Raw genomic sequence first — 14,935 nt, 5'->3', positions numbered from 1 at the left:
CCTGCCGATTTATGGTGATTCCCTGCCGACGGCCGCTACGGCGGCGGCCTCGTCGATACGCGTGCGCTGGTGAGCTCGTGATCTAGTCCGCGGCCGCGTCTCTACCCGCTGTAGGTGCAGTGACCAGGCAATTCGCGGGGGAGGGTTGAGTACCTGCTGCCGATCACATGGCGTCAACCGTGGTGGTTTGGCAGGGCCGAGGTTGCTGGTGCCGCATTCCCAATCGGCAGGGAATCACCATAAATCGGCAGGGAAACGTTCGAGATTCGGCGAATGAGCGTCCTAGTGTCCCGTGAACAAGCACCCGCAAGATCCGTCATGACGGCACTGACCTGCACAGACACCCTTGCGGCCATCATCGACGACAAAGGACTGAGCGATGTGCGCTGGATACCAAGCCCGCCGCGCCACCGCGCCCCGACAGGATGGGCTCGGTAAGCTGTCATGGTGATCCTGGACCCTGACCTCGCACTCGACTCCGCTGAGTACCTGTGCCGTGAAGTAACAACCCTCTGCACGCCGACCGCTCCTGTCGCTAATCCGGTGCTCCCCGATTGGCATGAGCTGTTCGCTGCCCTGTGTCCGGGACGGCGCATAAGCCCCAGTGCGCACCCGGTGGCCAGTTGCGCGCGTGGTCTGGCCGACCTGCACACCGTGGCCCGCGCGTATCCGACAGTTGATGGTCTGGCCGGTATGCGCCTGGCGCTGCGAGGCGCGATCGACGTATGGACCCTGCGCCACGCGCGCCACGCCCACCCTGGGGTTTCGTTGGGCGAGACGGTCGACGCGATGGCGATGGCCGAACTCGATGCGGTGCAGATCTTGCGGGCACCCACGAAGCCATCGCCGGATGTGATGCACACGGTGTGGATGCGAGTCGGAGAACTCGCCATGTGGTGGGCCGATCTCGTCGACCACGTTGTGCACGGGCAACCGCCACCAGCGAACACACCCCCTCGCCTGGTCGGCGATCCTGCCATCGACACCAGACAGCAGGAGTGGCAGCACACCGTGTTGCTGGACAGCGGATTCCATTGTCGGCGCAGAGTGAGAGAGCGTCCGACCCCATTAGCCACACGCTGCCGATCGGCGGCCCCGAGCTGACTCGACCAGAGGAGGTCACCAGCCATGATTGATGGTTTTCGCGGCAGCGCGGCCGGCCTGGTGACGGCGGGCCGCTGCTGGCCGTGCTCGGATGGTGGGTCTGCCGCTGTTTCCAGGCGAGTGTCACGAGTGACGAGAGTCCAGCTGCATAGTCAGAGGCCGTGGTCAGGGGGTGGTGCTGGTGGATGATTCGACGCGGCGGGTGGTGGCGGCGCGTGAAGCGGTGATGGCGCTGGTGCCCTCCCCGTGGAATCGGGATGCGTTCTTGCGCGCGCTGGGGGAGTGGCGCGGCAAGCCGATCGAGCTCATGCCGGTGGAGTCGGCGTTGTTGCCGGGAACGTTGGACCCGGGCCGGGGTACCCCGTGCGGGTTGTGGCTGGACTGCACGGATGTCGACGTGATCGCCTACGACTCTGCGACCAGCGACTACCACATCGACCAGATCATCGCCCACGAGACCGGCCATATGCTGCTCGATCATGACGCCGACGGCGCGGGGCTGCTCGGTGTTCAGCAGTTGTTGCCGGATGTGGATCCGGCGTTGATCCGGCGGGTGCTGGGCCGCAGCCAGTTCGCCGACCACCAGGAGGCTGAAGCGGAGCTGTTCGCCGATCTGCTGCTGGTGGGTGTCTCACGCTGGCGGTCTTCGCGGCCGATGACGTCGTTCTGGGGTGGGGAACCGTGACGTCGTCGGCACCGCCGCTCATCGCGTGGCTGATCATCGGAGTCAGCGCGATAACGGCTGCGCTGCGGCTGCTGTGGCTGCACGGTCGAGCACGGCCGAGCGAACGCCAGGTGACCTACGCGCTGCTCTGCGCGGTGGTCGCCGCGCTCCTGCGCGAGGGAACGGTCCAGATCACACTGGCCGACCTCGGCGTGCTCAGCGTCGGGTTCACCCGCCAGCTGGGGACGACGTTCATCGTGGCGGGCCTCGCACCGCTGATCGTGCTCACGCAATCGTGGTCGGAGCGCTGGTCAGAGCAGGCGTCGCAGTCCTACCGGAGGATGAGCCGGACGGTTTGGGCCTCGGTCGTGGTCTCGATGGTGCTGATGCTGATGCTGGGGTCGCACGCGCGGGCCCTGGGGCAGTACATCGACCGCACGCAGGGCTGGCAGACCGTCGCCTACTTCGCGATCTTCTCGATCTGGTGCGCCGCCACCGGGCTGCTGGTGATCGCCGCCAGCGTCCGCGAGTTGCGGGCGGGTCAGCTGCGCCCCGCGCACACGGTGACCTACGTCCTGATCCTGATCGTCGGTGGCTGGGCGTTGGAAGAGGCTGTGTCGATCTTCCTCAGCGCCGTGTGCGCGGCGACGGGCACCGGCGCGGCGTTCGTCGAGTTCCGCTTCGCCGCGAACGAGAACAACTTCGTCTACATGGTCGGATTGGGCTCTCTGGTGGCCAGCGTGCGGGTGGGTACCGAGATTCTGCGGCGGTTGGGCATCGACTCGGCCTCGCGCACGGTGCGGCAGATGATGCCGATGTGGAGTGATCTGGTGGCGACCTGCGTCGAGATCCCCCGGCCCGCGCCCGCTGATCCGGGCATGAGTCCGCGGCGGCAGATGCATCGGATGACGGTCGAAATCCGTGATTGTCTGCTGGTTCTGGGACGTTACGCCGATCCGTTGCCGACCGACGTCGCCCCCGAGGCGGCCGAAGCGGTGCAGATCGCGCGAGCGTTGCGGCGCAAGGCCCGCGGCGCGGTGCCGGGTCCACATCGTCGGTTGGACGCGTCGTCTCCGGGCGGCGACATCATCGACGAGACACGGACACTACGGCGTATCGCGCGGCACTGGACGCTGGCACAGTCCATGGTCGAATGCCCCCAACTGGACGGAGCGAGATGACCACCACCAACTCACCAACCGCCTCTGGTCGGATTCGGGCCGGTGACCGGAAACTTCCTCACCCGCCCTACCGGCTGCCGGTGCTCGGCGACGTCTGGGATCTGCACGTCACCGACTCGAGCCAATGGGGGATGCGCGGGGCCCAGCGCTACGGCGGCATCTACGAGCGCAATATCCTCGGTGCCCGCGTGACGTATGTGTCGGACCCCGACTTGCTGCGGGAGATCAACGATGATTCGTTGTGGGCGAAGTTCCTCGGCATCCCCTTGCGTGACCTGCGCAAGGTCGCCGGGGATGGGTTGTTTACCGCGCACAACAGCGAACCGAACTGGGCCAAGGCACGTGCCATCCTCGCCCCGTCGTTCACGGCGGGGGCGATGCGCGGCTATCACGCCACGATGCAGGCCGTTGCCGCCGAGCTGGTCGATTACTGGTCGGCGCGGCCGGGGGTGTGGCTCGACATTCCCGCCGATACCAACAAGGCGGCGCTCGAGGTGATCGGCCGGGCCGCGTTCGGCTACGAGTTCCAGTCGTTCCGTCGTACCGATGAGCATCCGGTCGTGGCGGCGATGCTGCGGTCGCTGTCCTACCTCAACCGGGCGGCCTATTCGCACCCGCTCATCGAGAGGACGGTCCGCCGCGACGAGCGCGCCCAGCATCGCCGTGACGTCGAGTTCGTCAACGGCACCATTGACGACGTGATCGCCCGGCGGATGCGCGAGGGCACCGGCGAGCACGATGACCTGCTCGACCGGATGCTGACCGTGCCGGATCCCGAGACGGGTGAGCTGCTGGACCCGACGAATGTGCGCCATCAGATCCTGACCTTCCTCACCGCCGGCCACGAGACCACGGCGGGAGTGCTCGCGTTCGCGCTGCACTATTTGTCGCTGCACCCCGAGATCGCCGATCGGGCGCGGAAGGAAATCGCGGAAGTCTGGACCGCCGACGAGATCACGTTCGATCAGGTCGCGAAACTCCGGTATCTGCGGCGCATAATCGATGAGACGTTACGGCTGTGGCCGACCGCTCCGGGCTATTTCCGCAAAGCGAAGCAAGACACCATGCTCGGCGGCAAGCATCCATTCGAACGTGGCGAGTGGGTATTCATTGTGCTATTGCAGCTGCATCGACACGAACTGTGGGGCGGCGATCCCGAGGACTTCGATCCCGATCGTTTCACTCCCGAGCGGAACCGCAGCCGCCACCCCGAACTGTATCGGCCGTTCGGGGTGGGAGCGCGGGCCTGCATCGGTCGTCAGTTCGCCTACCACGAAATGCAACTCGTGCTGGCGACCGTACTGCGACATTTCGACCTGACTCCTGATCCGAACTACCGGCTTCGGGTGAAGGAAACAATCACGCTCAAACCGGAGGGGTTGCGCTTGAAACTATCTCGCCGTGACGGCTAGCTAAGACCATATTACTTTCACTCGAGGCCGGGAAGCCTCAACCGCCTGAATTCCCGGTCTTACTTGGACTTTCACAATTTTTGAAAGTTCGCCGTGTTTCAGGCGGGCACAGTGTCATCCATCCGCATTCGACCCTACGTACCCGGATACGCGGGAGTCCTCGCATCCCAGAGGAGGCAGAACCGATGTCGGCAACCCTTTCACCCAATGCCCTGTTCGATGTCGTGGTGGTCGGCGCGGGTTTTGCGGGACTGACCATGGCCTACCGATTGCGGGAGGCCGGGATCGAGAAGTTCGCGATCCTCGAAGAGGCCGACGTCCCTGGTGGGGTGTGGCGGGACAACCGCTACCCCGGATGCACCTGTGACGTGCCCTCGCACCTGTACTCCTTCGAATTCGCTCCCTATCGCGATGCCACGGTCCGCTACCCGCAGCAGTCGGAAATCCTGCACTACCTGCACCAAGTCGTCGACCAGTACGACCTGCGCCGCCACCTGCGCGTCAACTCCGCGGTACGCAGCGCGATCTACGACGACAGCGCGGGGGAGTGGACGCTGACCACCGCCTCGGGGGAGATCCGGACGACGGCGGTGGTCTGGGGCATCGGTCAGCTGCACCGCCCGTACATCCCGGACGATATTCCCGGCCTCGACGACTACCGCGGCCGCGCCTTCCACTCGGCCGACCGTGGCGCATGGGCGGCCACGCCGCGACTGCGCGGCGACGTGGCTGTGGTCGGTACCGGATCCTCGGCGGTGCAGATGGTGCCGCACCTGGCGAGGACGGCGGACATGTTGCAGGTGTACCAGCGCAGCGCGGCGTGGATTCTGCCCAAACCCGATGCCGAGTTCGGGGCCGTCGCGCGTGAGATCCTCGCGCGGGTGCCCGGCGCGCATCACCTCAACCGGGCTGCTCTGAGCCTCGCCGGTGACCAGCTTCTCGCGCCGATCATGCGGGGCGGCTGGCCCGCGCGTCCGGCCGAATGGCTGGCCCGAGCACACCTGTACCGCCACGTCCGCGATCGGTCGCTGCGGCGAAAGTTGCTGCCGCCGTACGCGATCGGCGAGAAGCGCATCCTATTGGACGACGGTGCCTTCTATCGGGCGCTGGGACGGCCGCAGGTCACGCTGGTCAACACCGGCATCACGCGCCTGACCCCGACGGGGATCCTCGCCGGGGACGGTATCGAACGGCCCGCCGCCACGATCGTGTGGGCCACCGGGTTTCAAGCCCCCGAGTTTTTCGGCGGCATCACCGTACGAGGCCGCGGTGGACTCGATCTTCACCAGATGTGGAGCGAACAGGGGGGCCGTCCCGAAGCGTGGTACGGGCTGGCCGTGCCCGGATTCCCGAACATGTACATGATCGCGGGTCCGCATTCCTTCACTCCCGCGAACTCGAATCCCTCGATGAAGGATCTTCAGGCGCGCTACATCGTGGAGGCTCTGCGCCTGGCCGCCGACCTGGGTAACCCGATCGAGATCAGCGACGTGGCGATGGCGAGCTATCAAGCCTGGCTGGACTCCGCTCTCGCACGCACGGTGTGGCAGGACGGCACTCCCTCCTGGTTCAAGCGGGCGGGCGTGGTCACCAATCCCTGGCCCGATACCGTCGGCGCCTTCGGACGCCACCTCGCCGAGCACCCTCCGCACCAGAGCTTCACCAGCTCGGCGGCAGCCACCGCGCCCGGCCCACGGATCCGGATATGACCACGCGCGCTTATGGGATCGTGCGCACCGATCTGGCGGGGTCGGCGGGCCCACACCATGTCGAGGCGCTGCGTGCCTTCGCCCGGCAGGGTGGCGTCGATCTGCGGGGGATCTGTGCCGTGGTGGGTGATCACGACTTCGCGCTCCTGCTCGAGACCCTGGAAGCCTCGGGGATCTCGACCCTGATCGTGCCGACCACCGAGCACTTGGTCGGCGGATGGGCCGACCGCTTCCGCGCTGTGGTCGACGTTCAGACGATATGCCCGTGCGAGCTGCTGCGCCGCCACTCGGCGAGCGACGCGACCATCCAGGAGTGAAGGGGGTGCGGGGGGTGAAGCAGTCAGGACGTCCGGCGCTGCCGGTCTCTCAGACTGTCGATGAGGGCTTGGCGGTCGCGCGAGGTCGGCGCGCCCCGAAGCCGGACGCCGCCTACCCCGGCGTCACGCAGTGCCGCGAGGGTGTCGAGCTGGATGTGCAGAGTGCGCACACGGTCGCTGCCACCGTCATCGGTGAGATACCAGGGCTCTTGCCGGAAGTGCTCGGCGAGCCCCGCAAGGACAGTCGGCGGCGGGTCGGCGATACGGCCGGTGCGGATGCCGGTCAGGTAGTCGGCATCGACCTCGATGCCACGGCCGCGCAGAGCCTCGGCGACATCGTCGGCCGTGGGCTCGGGATCGGTGCTGCTGTGCAGGGCGTAGAACAGCATGTTCACGCGCTCAGCCACCGACAGCGCCGCCGTGGTCATGTGTCCTCCTCCAATCGCGCCTCGAACCGCCTGCGCATAGCATCGTCGATCCCTTCGACCTGCATACCGGCGAGCCATCGCCGATATGCGGCATCCTCCCAATCATGATCGGCCGGACCGACAGGCCGGTCGAGAAACGGGCCGAGCAGAGCCACCAGCGGCGCGAGCGCGCCGCCCTGGCGGCGGTTGGCCTCGAGAAGCTTGGTGACGTACTGCGCGTACAGCGGCTGAATCGCTGTGTTGAGCCGCTCGGTTGCGTCTTGCATCCTCCGCGACTCTCCCGGGGCCAGCTCGGTGAGTTCCTGCGCAGCTCTGACCAGCTGTCCGATCGTCTCGGCCGACACCTCGATCAACGGGGGGCCGACGGCGACGTGGCGACCGCGCCCGCGCTGGAGCGGTGCGGGATCGTCGCCGGCGACGATCGCCGCGGCCGTGCCGGGTTCCCACCGCAGCGCGAAATCGAGCTTGCGCATGGTGTCCGGCTCCATGCGGCGGGCTTGGCCTCGTTCGATCTTCAGCATGGTCGGCTCGGTGGGTCCGCCGGTGAGGCTGACCTGCCGACGGCTGACTCCGAGGTCTTGTCGCCGTTTGAGCACGAGCCGGGCGAGCCGGGCCGCCGTGGCTTCATCCATCAGATCACGCTCCTGCCGCGAGGACGTATGCGCACATATACGAAAGTGTACGCGCAAGCGTTTCTCACTGACAGGGCCTCGTCAATCATGTCTGATTCTCTCAATAGAAACCTGTACCTGCTGGCAAACGGGCCTCTTATGGTCTCCTACTGGCACTTCCATGGTTGCGAAAACCTCAGCCGACAAACCAGTTGCTTTGCGTGTCAGTTTTCGTATCATTTACGTATGGCATTACTCACGGTTTGCGGGGGCACCGGGGCGACGCGCTCGGTGGTCGCCTCCCGTGCGGGCAGAGTTTGGCCATCGGCCCGTCTGGTTTGCCGCCTCGTGGCAAGGACTTCAGGCGGGGGTGCCGGGCGGGCGGTCCTGTGTCCGACGGTACGCGTCGCGGAACTCGGCCTCGCTGATCTCCAGTGCGGCCGCGAGCTTGGTGACGACCGCATCGGTGAGGGAGAGCAGCTCGCCGCGTTCGATGGTCGACACGGTACTTGTCGGCAATCCCGCGGCGGTGGCGATGTCGACCTGCGTGCAGCCGCGGATGTTGCGGTAGTAGCTCAACATCCGCGCTTCGGGTGCGACGACGATGAGGTCACTGAGCTTGACCTCAAGCGCCTCGGCGACCTTCGCCAACTGATGAATTTGAGGGCGTCGCGTACCGCCGAGCCAGTGCTGAATGGTCGATTTCCCCACCCGGGACCTTCGCACCAGGGCGCTCACGTCGAATCCGGCGCGGTCCATGGCGGCCGCCAGGGCTGCTGGATCGAAGCCGCTGATCACGGTACGACTCACCGGCACCACCCTGCCTCGTCTATATCCGATTGTCACAGCCGGTTGCCAAATCCGGTTGTAAAAAGCGAGACTGAGGAGGTGACGGATCAAGATCGCCGCCAGGGCGGCCTGACAGGCGGCGATCTCGTAGGTGGTGATTGCGCCGATACGACGTGATCACAGAGAGGGCTTCCCCCCGGCGGCAACCGGGGGGAAGCCCGGAAATCACTCCATGACCGGCGGCAACCGGGCACGGAGCTGGCGCAGAAACTAGGAGAGCTCTGCATGTCCACAGTAAAGGTGAACGACCGACCAGACCCTCAGGGCACTGCGGTTGCGCCCAATCGGGCGGCCCGGCGGCGTGCGCGTATCGCGGTGGCGACTCTGCCGCTGACGGCGGTGGTGTTTACCGCTGGCGTGGCCTACGGCGCGCCGACACATCAACCCGGAGTGACCGATCCCGAGCAGCCGGGGCTGACGGCACCGCGTGAGCAGCCCGGCGTGACCCCGTCGGCTCCGACGCCGCAGGCTTTGCCCGCGCCGGTGGAGGTCGACGAGATGCCGTTGCCGCCGATCGTCAACCGTCCGCGACCACAGCAGCAGACTCAGCCGTATATCCCGCAGCCGCGCCCACAAGTTCAGCCCTCGCAGCCGCAGGAGCAGAAGAGCGACGAGGAGACCGTTGTCGAGACTCCGCTGCCGCCGATCATCAATCCTCGGCTCATCCGCGTGGGTACCGAGATCTTCGAGGCCCCGGAATGGGTTCCGACCCCGGTCGTGCACGACGCACAGGCGGCGTCGGACTGGACCGAATGGCAGGTCGCGGGCGCATTCGACGCTGTCGGGTACTCGCGTGAGGCATCCGACCACCGTGCGGCGGCCACGTTGGCCGGTGGCGTGGGCGGCGCGGCCGTGGGTGCGGCGGTGGCCTACCCGGTGCCGATGCTGGTCGGCTGTGGTGTCGGCGCGGTCGCGGGTGGCCTGATCGGGGCGGGTATCGGCACTCTCGCGGCCCCCGCCACGGTGGGTGTGGCTATCCCGCTGGGCGCGGTGATCGGCGCCGGTGTCGGCTGTGTGGCTGGTTCGGTCGTGGTCGGGGTGCCCGCGGCGGTGTTGGGCGCGGCGGTCGGCGGGGCCGCCGGTGCCGCGCTGGGAGCCGCGATGGGCGGCAAGCTCGACGAGCGCGCCGCCGACCCCGAGGGGGGTCAGCAGACCGAGCCGGTGCCAGCACCCGCACCTGCGCCTGTTCCCGCACCGATGCCGATACCGGATCCGGTGGAGATTGTCACCGAGGTCGCCGACCAGGCGACGACGGTGGTCGCCGACTCCACTCCGCAGGTGCAGACCGTCCTCGAGGATGTCTCGGCATCGAGCCCGGCCGGTGAGCAGGCGGTGAACACACTGCGGGACGCGGTGGCCGAGATGCCGATGCTCGACCCGAACCAGGTCGGAGCGGGTATTGCCGACCCGATCAATTCCGTACTCGGCGCAGTGCAGGCGGCGGTACTGCCATGAGCCGCGCCGACCGTCAGCAGACCGGGCCGCGCCCGGCCGGACTCCTGGACTGGTTCGATGCTTCGGCCGCAACGGGGCGGCCGGAGAACGAATCGCTACTGGTGACCGCGCCGAAACCGCGCAAGCAGTGGACCGCGCCCACAACGGCGGGACCCCGCTCGCGCGGCCGACGCAGCGGTCTGGTCGTCGTAGCGTGCGCTGTCGCTGCGCTGGCGGTCGGCGCTTGGGCCGTGATCGGTGACGACCGCGACGGTGTCCCTGCAACCGTGGCGGAGACGCAGCCGCCCGCGTCTTCCGCTTCGGCACCTCCGGTCGCGCCGGTCACGGCCTCCTCCGACGATCCCGCGATCTGCGGCCCCGCCTCCGAGCCGGGCCTGGTGCGTGGCAAAGGGCCGGGTGGGACCGATACCGGCCCGAACGTGATCCTGGCCTTCGAGTACCACTACTACGTCGACCGCGACGCGGTCCGGGCGCGCGAGCTGGTCACCGACGACTCGAGCGTGCCGTCCGCCGACCGCATTCAGTCCGGCATCGACACCATTCCATCCGGGACAGCGCACTGCATCACCGTGCGCACCGAAGAGCCCGAGCGGTTCCTGGTCGGCATCACCGAAGTGCGGCCCGACGGCACCCAACCGCTGTACACCCAGCGAGTTTCGACGACCACCCGCGACGGTCGCGTGTTCATCACCGCGATCACGCCCGCGTGAGGGGAGTAAGAGCAATGAGGAAGTGGTGGAAACCCCTGGCAGCGGCCACCGCGGTCGCCGCGATCGGCGTCGGAGCGGCCAGCACCGGCGCAGGTGAGGGCGTCGCGGTGCCGACGGTGTATTCCCCGGGGCAGTGCACGCAGTACACCGCGATCATGGTCCCGGGGACCTGGGAGACCAACGCCGGTGCCGATCCGTATCAGGCCGTCGGGATGCTCAAGCCGATCGGCGATGGGCTCAAGCAGCGGCTCGGCAACAACGTCACCGTCATGTACGCGCCCTACCCCGCGTCGGCATTCGATCAGGGTTTGGCCTACAACCAGTCCAAGAGTGCGGGCGTGGCCAAGGTCAACGACATGTTGACCGGGCTGTGTGCGCAGACCAAGGTCGTGCTCGGCGGCTACAGCCAGGGCGCGGACGTCATGGGCGATGTGGCGGCCGAAATCGGCAACGGGACCGGGCCGATCCCGGCCGCCCAAGTCGTGGCGGTCGGACTACTGTCCGATCCGCGGCGAGACCCGCGCACCGCCGAGAGTCTGGGGCCGTCCCAGAACGGGCACGGTATCGCCGGAGTCCGGGAGAAGGGCTTCGGTGCCCTCACTCCGAAGGTGCGCTCGATCTGCGGGAGCGGTGATCTGTATTGCAGCGTCGACGAGTCGAGCCCCTTCGTCAGCGCCATCGGGCAAATTCTCGGGGGCAACGCCGACCCCACCAGCGCTGAAGGACAGCTGACCAGCAGCCTGATCAGTGACTTCTCCAAAGCGGATCTCGCCGGACTCAATTCGGCGGTCGGCACACTCGCCGATCGCGCCGGGTCGCTGCCGTCGGAGACCGACCTGAGTTCGATTCAGACGACCACCGGGGTGGCCGGTGTCGGTGCGGGGGCCAACGCCTTGGTCGGCACGCTCGAGCCGCTGCAAGATGTGGTCGAGTTCGCCCAGCAGAACCCCTACGCGGTGGATCAGCTCAAGCAGGCTCCGACCGGCTCGCCGGAAGCCGACGCCGCGAAGGTGCTCGACACGGCCTCGCAGGTCGACCTCGTCGGCGCGATCACGCAAGCGGTGTCGCTGGCCAATACCGCCTCGCAGATTCTTTCCGGAGCCGGTGCCGGGCAGCCCGGCACCGCGACGGTCAACCCGTCGGATGCGTTGACTCCTCGGGTGGAGCAGCTCGCCAACACGACCAACGCGCTGCAATCGCTGGACACTTCGACGCTGACCTCGGGTCTGGGCATCCTCAAGCTGCTCAAGCCCAACACGATCATCAAACAGATCACCAACGCGGGCACCGGCGTGGCGGCCACGGCGGCGAACATGCCGAGGATCCTCGACACCTTCGTCAAACTGCCCGGAGCCATCGCCACCGGCAACATCCAGGAAGCGCACCGGCTCGCCGGAGACATCAACAACCTGTTCTCGCCGATCATCAAGATGGCCGCCGGGGTGGATCTCGGATTCATCGCCAGCATCATCTCCGCCGCCTCGATGTTCGACCCCTCGGGCTGGACTGCCATCGCGGGCCTGATCGTCGGCGTGCTGGCGAATCTGGACATCGTCCGGATAGCCAACGACATCGGCCAAGCCCAAGAGGTGCTCTGGCGGGCAGTGGAGAAGCTGGCCCGCGGCGACCTGCTCGGAGCCGGGGCCGAGATGACCGGGCTGGCACCGGTGGGCATCGACCTGGCGGCGGCGGTGGCGGGCATGTTCACCGGCGCACCGAAACAGGACGTCGAGCGGCTGGGCGGACAGACCGCTGTCGGCGCGCAGAGCGTGGCCTTCTCCAAGGCGGTCAGCGCCGGTGACCTGGGCGGGATGGCGAGTGCGCTGTTCGAGACCGCCGGTGACAAGGGAATCAGCGATCTGGTCGACGTCGCCGCGCAGGGTATCGAGGTCGCGACCTTCTACGCCTCCGGAGCCCACGTCAACTACGGCGATGGGGTGCAACAGCTGCTCCAGTTCATCCTGCGCCAAATCGGCTCTTAGACACCGGTATCCGACCGACCACAACGAGAAGGGACAGGCGAGGTGATCACGACGACTCGGACGGCCTGGGCGGGCACTGTGCTGCGCGTCGTGATCACCTGCCCGGCCTGCCGCTTCTCCCACCAGCGAAGGAGGTGCCGCGCCCTGCCACGGTGACCCGTTGCGGGCGTACTGATTTCGCCGACCACAGTCCACATTTTCGTGCCCTGGGCGGGGACGACGAAAGTCTGACACGGAAGACGGTGTTCTCGATGAGCACTAGCTCGAAAGCTGTAGCGGCCGCACTCTGCGGCAGCGTGCTGGCTGGTGCCGCCCTGATGTTCTCCGGCGGCGGGTACGAGCCGCCACACACCCGGAACTGCCTACCGGTGCCCAACGATGGCATCGTCGCGCCGTCGGGCTCGGTCATCTTCCCCATGCGTGAAGGCACCTACCAGGTCAGCGACGTGTTCGGCTCCCGGGGTGGAGGACATCTCGGCGTCGACCTGGCCGCCGCCGAAGGAACACCGATCTACGCCGTCGCCGACGGCGTCGTCCGCGACGCGGGCCCGGCATCGGGCTTCGGCCAATGGATCGTGCTGGATTCGATCGTGGACGGCGAGAAGGTCTCGACCGTGTACGGCCACATGTACCCCGACGGCGTCCTCGTCCGCACAGGTCAGCGGGTCCGCGCGGGCGACCATATCGCCGACGTCGGCAACGGTGGCGAATCCACCGGCCCGCACCTGCACTTCGAGGTGGTGCCCGGCGGCCGTCTGGACGGCGGCCGCCAGATCGACCCGATGGCCTGGCTCGCCAAGGCCAAGACCGCCCCCGAGCCCACCGGCCCGGATATCCGCGCTGACGGGACGACGGTCACCCGCGATGTCCGGCTCGCGGCCGCCGTCAGCCCGAACGGCGGGGTCGGCTGTGGCCCCACGGTCGGCGCGGGCGGTCTCGACGTCGCCAAGATGGTCGCCGAATACCCGGCCTCCGAACCGTTCGTGCCCTGGATTCTCCAGGGGGAGCAAGCCTGTCCGGCCACTCCCGCGCCGCTGATCGCGGCTCAGCTGCGCAACGAATCGGGATTCCGGAAGGGACTCGTGTCTCCAGCCGGTGCGCTCGGCTACGCCCAGTTCATGCCGGGCACGTGGGAAGCCGTGGCTGTCGACGGCGACGGCGACGGCACCAGAGACCCCAACTCCATCGCTGATGCGGTGATGTCGCAGGCGGCCTACAACTGCCGCGCCCTGGACGAAGTCAAAGAGCTACTCGCCTCCGGCGCGCTCACCGGCGATCCGATCGAGCTGATGCTGTCGTTCTACAACTGCGGCGGACCCGGTACGAAGAAGTTCGGGCAGGTCTGCCCGTACACCGAGACACAGAACTACGTCAAAGAGATCCCCGACACCGCCCGCCGCTGGACACTGCCCGCCGCTACCGCCACTCCGCTCTACGGCGACTTCGGAACCCGGGTGGTGGGCGCGGCGCGGCGCTGGCTGGGCACTCCCTATGCCTGGGGCGGGGGCAATCCCGACGGCCCCACCCACGGCAGCGACGGCACTCTCGGGTTCGACTGCTCGGGCCTGACGATCTATGCGGTCAGCGCGGCCAGCGGCGGGCGAATCGTGCTGGAGCACTACACCACTCTCCAGCTCAACGACCCACGCGGTCGGGCCGTCCCTGCCGACCAGCTCATGCCCGGCGACCTCGTCTTCCCGGCGGGATCGGATCCACAGCACGTAGCCATCTACGCGGGCAACGGTCAGGTCATCGAGGCCCCACAGCACGGGGACGTCGTCAAGTTCTCGCCCCTGCCCTCGGGCGATATCCAGGCTCGGAGGTTCGTATGAGCACCTGCCTCCCGACGACGAACAGAGCGGTGGTCACGGTGATCGCGGTGAGCGCCGCGATCGCGCTGGCCGGCTGTGGCGGCGACATCTCTGGCCCCTCGGCGCCGACGTCGACAGCACCGTGGGCACAGCAGTGGACACCAGGGATGCAGTCACCCACACAGCGCGCGGCAGCCACTCCAGCGACCACCCTGCCGCCGGAATTCACCGACGTGGACCGCACCGACCCCGACGCGGTCGCGCTGGCGGTCGCAACGATCTGGTTCACCTGGGACACCACCACCGACAGCGGCCCCGACGACGCGGCCGCGCGGACAGCACCGCTGCTGACGCCGTCCTATGCGACAGCCCTGACCAGCGGCGCACCACAAGCATGGCCCGGCGCGGACTGGATGGCATGGCGCGATCAGCGCGCCCGACTCGAGGCGACGGTGCGGCCCGGCGCGGAACCGGTTCCCCCCGCAACAGCGACGACGGCCTACGCACTGGTCGTCGTGGACCAGGCGGTCACGCTGCCCGACGGCACGGTGACCATGCACATTCCCGCGGTGGTCGCAGTGACCTTGGCGAAGGGAGCGCACGGCTGGGAGGTGGCCTCTGTCGAACGCCGATAGTCCGACTCCTCCCACACTCAACCAGATAGGCGAATTCCTTTGAAAAACAACACTTCTCGCGCAAACC

The 14,935-nt window shown here is 67.5% G+C and carries 14 protein-coding genes; 11 read left to right on the top strand and 3 right to left on the bottom strand.

The annotated features are described in order from the left end of the window. Positions 1–444 precede the first annotated feature (444 nt). The 6 genes from ON31_RS37145 to ON31_RS32410 all read left to right on the top strand — a co-directional run bounded on the left by ON31_RS37145 (position 445) and on the right by ON31_RS32410 (position 6,387). On the top strand, positions 445–1,104 hold the full coding sequence (locus tag ON31_RS37145; protein WP_147287258.1) for a hypothetical protein: 660 nt from the start codon (positions 445–447) through the stop codon (positions 1,102–1,104). A gap of 181 nt (positions 1,105–1,285) precedes the next feature. Next, positions 1,286–1,789, top strand: coding sequence for a hypothetical protein (locus tag ON31_RS38330; protein WP_255222352.1), 504 nt, complete (start codon positions 1,286–1,288; stop codon positions 1,787–1,789). After that, a complete protein-coding gene (locus ON31_RS32425; RefSeq protein WP_039819020.1) occupies positions 1,786–2,949 on the top strand; it encodes an MAB_1171c family putative transporter in 1,164 nt (387 codons plus the stop codon). The genes ON31_RS38330 and ON31_RS32425 overlap by 4 nt, the downstream gene beginning before the upstream one ends. After that, the gene (locus tag ON31_RS32420; protein WP_039819019.1) at positions 2,946–4,361 is read left to right on the top strand and encodes a cytochrome P450; all 1,416 of its coding nucleotides are present in this window, start codon (positions 2,946–2,948) and stop codon (positions 4,359–4,361) included. The genes ON31_RS32425 and ON31_RS32420 overlap by 4 nt, the downstream gene beginning before the upstream one ends. 185 nt (positions 4,362–4,546) lie before the next feature. Next, entirely contained in the window at positions 4,547–6,070 is a 1,524-nt protein-coding gene (locus ON31_RS32415; protein WP_051038206.1) for a flavin-containing monooxygenase, read from the top strand. Continuing rightward, on the top strand, positions 6,067–6,387 hold the full coding sequence (locus tag ON31_RS32410; RefSeq protein ID WP_039819018.1) for a hypothetical protein: 321 nt from the start codon (positions 6,067–6,069) through the stop codon (positions 6,385–6,387). Before ON31_RS32415 ends, ON31_RS32410 begins: the two co-directional genes overlap by 4 nt. Positions 6,388–6,410: 23 nt before the next feature. On the opposite strand, the gene ON31_RS32405 is transcribed toward ON31_RS32410, so the two are convergent. The 3 genes from ON31_RS32405 to ON31_RS32395 all read right to left on the bottom strand — a co-directional run bounded on the left by ON31_RS32405 (position 6,411) and on the right by ON31_RS32395 (position 8,224). Further along, positions 6,411–6,815: a hypothetical protein gene (locus tag ON31_RS32405; RefSeq protein ID WP_039819017.1), complete on the bottom strand. Its 405-nt coding sequence runs from the start codon at positions 6,813–6,815 to the stop codon at positions 6,411–6,413. Next, entirely contained in the window at positions 6,812–7,447 is a 636-nt protein-coding gene (locus ON31_RS35090) for a hypothetical protein (protein WP_051038205.1), read from the bottom strand. The genes ON31_RS32405 and ON31_RS35090 overlap by 4 nt, the downstream gene beginning before the upstream one ends. Positions 7,448–7,786: 339 nt before the next feature. Next, entirely contained in the window at positions 7,787–8,224 is a 438-nt protein-coding gene (locus ON31_RS32395; protein WP_157533830.1) for a helix-turn-helix domain-containing protein, read from the bottom strand. A 390-nt stretch (positions 8,225–8,614) separates the two neighbouring features. Here ON31_RS32395 and ON31_RS32390 point away from each other — a divergent pair, with 390 nt between their 5' ends. From ON31_RS32390 to ON31_RS32370, 5 genes are all read left to right on the top strand, one after another. Next, positions 8,615–9,730, top strand: coding sequence for a hypothetical protein (locus ON31_RS32390; protein WP_218007422.1), 1,116 nt, complete (start codon positions 8,615–8,617; stop codon positions 9,728–9,730). Then, on the top strand, positions 9,727–10,440 hold the full coding sequence (locus ON31_RS35085) for a DUF8176 domain-containing protein (RefSeq protein ID WP_051038203.1): 714 nt from the start codon (positions 9,727–9,729) through the stop codon (positions 10,438–10,440). The genes ON31_RS32390 and ON31_RS35085 overlap by 4 nt, the downstream gene beginning before the upstream one ends. 14 nt (positions 10,441–10,454) lie before the next feature. Further along, entirely contained in the window at positions 10,455–12,422 is a 1,968-nt protein-coding gene (locus ON31_RS32380) for a cutinase family protein (RefSeq protein ID WP_051038201.1), read from the top strand. A gap of 251 nt (positions 12,423–12,673) precedes the next feature. Further along, a complete protein-coding gene (locus ON31_RS32375; RefSeq protein ID WP_081592913.1) occupies positions 12,674–14,254 on the top strand; it encodes a peptidoglycan DD-metalloendopeptidase family protein in 1,581 nt (526 codons plus the stop codon). A gap of 146 nt (positions 14,255–14,400) precedes the next feature. Then, complete coding sequence (locus tag ON31_RS32370) at positions 14,401–14,868, top strand: hypothetical protein (protein WP_051038195.1); 468 nt, start codon at positions 14,401–14,403, stop codon at positions 14,866–14,868. Positions 14,869–14,935 lie beyond the last annotated feature (67 nt).

The sequence above is a fragment of the Nocardia otitidiscaviarum NBRC 14405 genome, from assembly GCF_000308635.1.
In the GTDB taxonomy this organism is placed as follows: domain Bacteria; phylum Actinomycetota; class Actinomycetes; order Mycobacteriales; family Mycobacteriaceae; genus Nocardia; species Nocardia otitidiscaviarum.
Note: the sequence above shows the minus strand (reverse complement) of the source record. Positions and strands in the feature narration are given on the sequence as shown.

Bases quoted from the DNA above. Each gene is read 5' to 3' on its own strand.
- ON31_RS37145 (WP_147287258.1), top strand. From the start codon at position 445: ATGGTGATCCTGGACCCTGACCTCGCACTCGACTCCGCTGAGTACCTG.
- ON31_RS32420 (WP_039819019.1), top strand. From the start codon at position 2,946: ATGACCACCACCAACTCACCAACCGCCTCTGGTCGGATTCGGGCCGGT.
- ON31_RS32415 (WP_051038206.1), top strand. From the start codon at position 4,547: ATGTCGGCAACCCTTTCACCCAATGCCCTGTTCGATGTCGTGGTGGTC.
- ON31_RS32410 (WP_039819018.1), top strand. From the start codon at position 6,067: ATGACCACGCGCGCTTATGGGATCGTGCGCACCGATCTGGCGGGGTCG.
- ON31_RS32405 (WP_039819017.1), bottom strand. From the start codon at position 6,815: ATGACCACGGCGGCGCTGTCGGTGGCTGAGCGCGTGAACATGCTGTTC.
- ON31_RS35090 (WP_051038205.1), bottom strand. From the start codon at position 7,447: ATGGATGAAGCCACGGCGGCCCGGCTCGCCCGGCTCGTGCTCAAACGG.
- ON31_RS35085 (WP_051038203.1), top strand. From the start codon at position 9,727: ATGAGCCGCGCCGACCGTCAGCAGACCGGGCCGCGCCCGGCCGGACTC.
- ON31_RS32380 (WP_051038201.1), top strand. From the start codon at position 10,455: ATGAGGAAGTGGTGGAAACCCCTGGCAGCGGCCACCGCGGTCGCCGCG.
- ON31_RS32375 (WP_081592913.1), top strand. From the start codon at position 12,674: ATGAGCACTAGCTCGAAAGCTGTAGCGGCCGCACTCTGCGGCAGCGTG.
- ON31_RS32370 (WP_051038195.1), top strand. From the start codon at position 14,401: ATGCAGTCACCCACACAGCGCGCGGCAGCCACTCCAGCGACCACCCTG.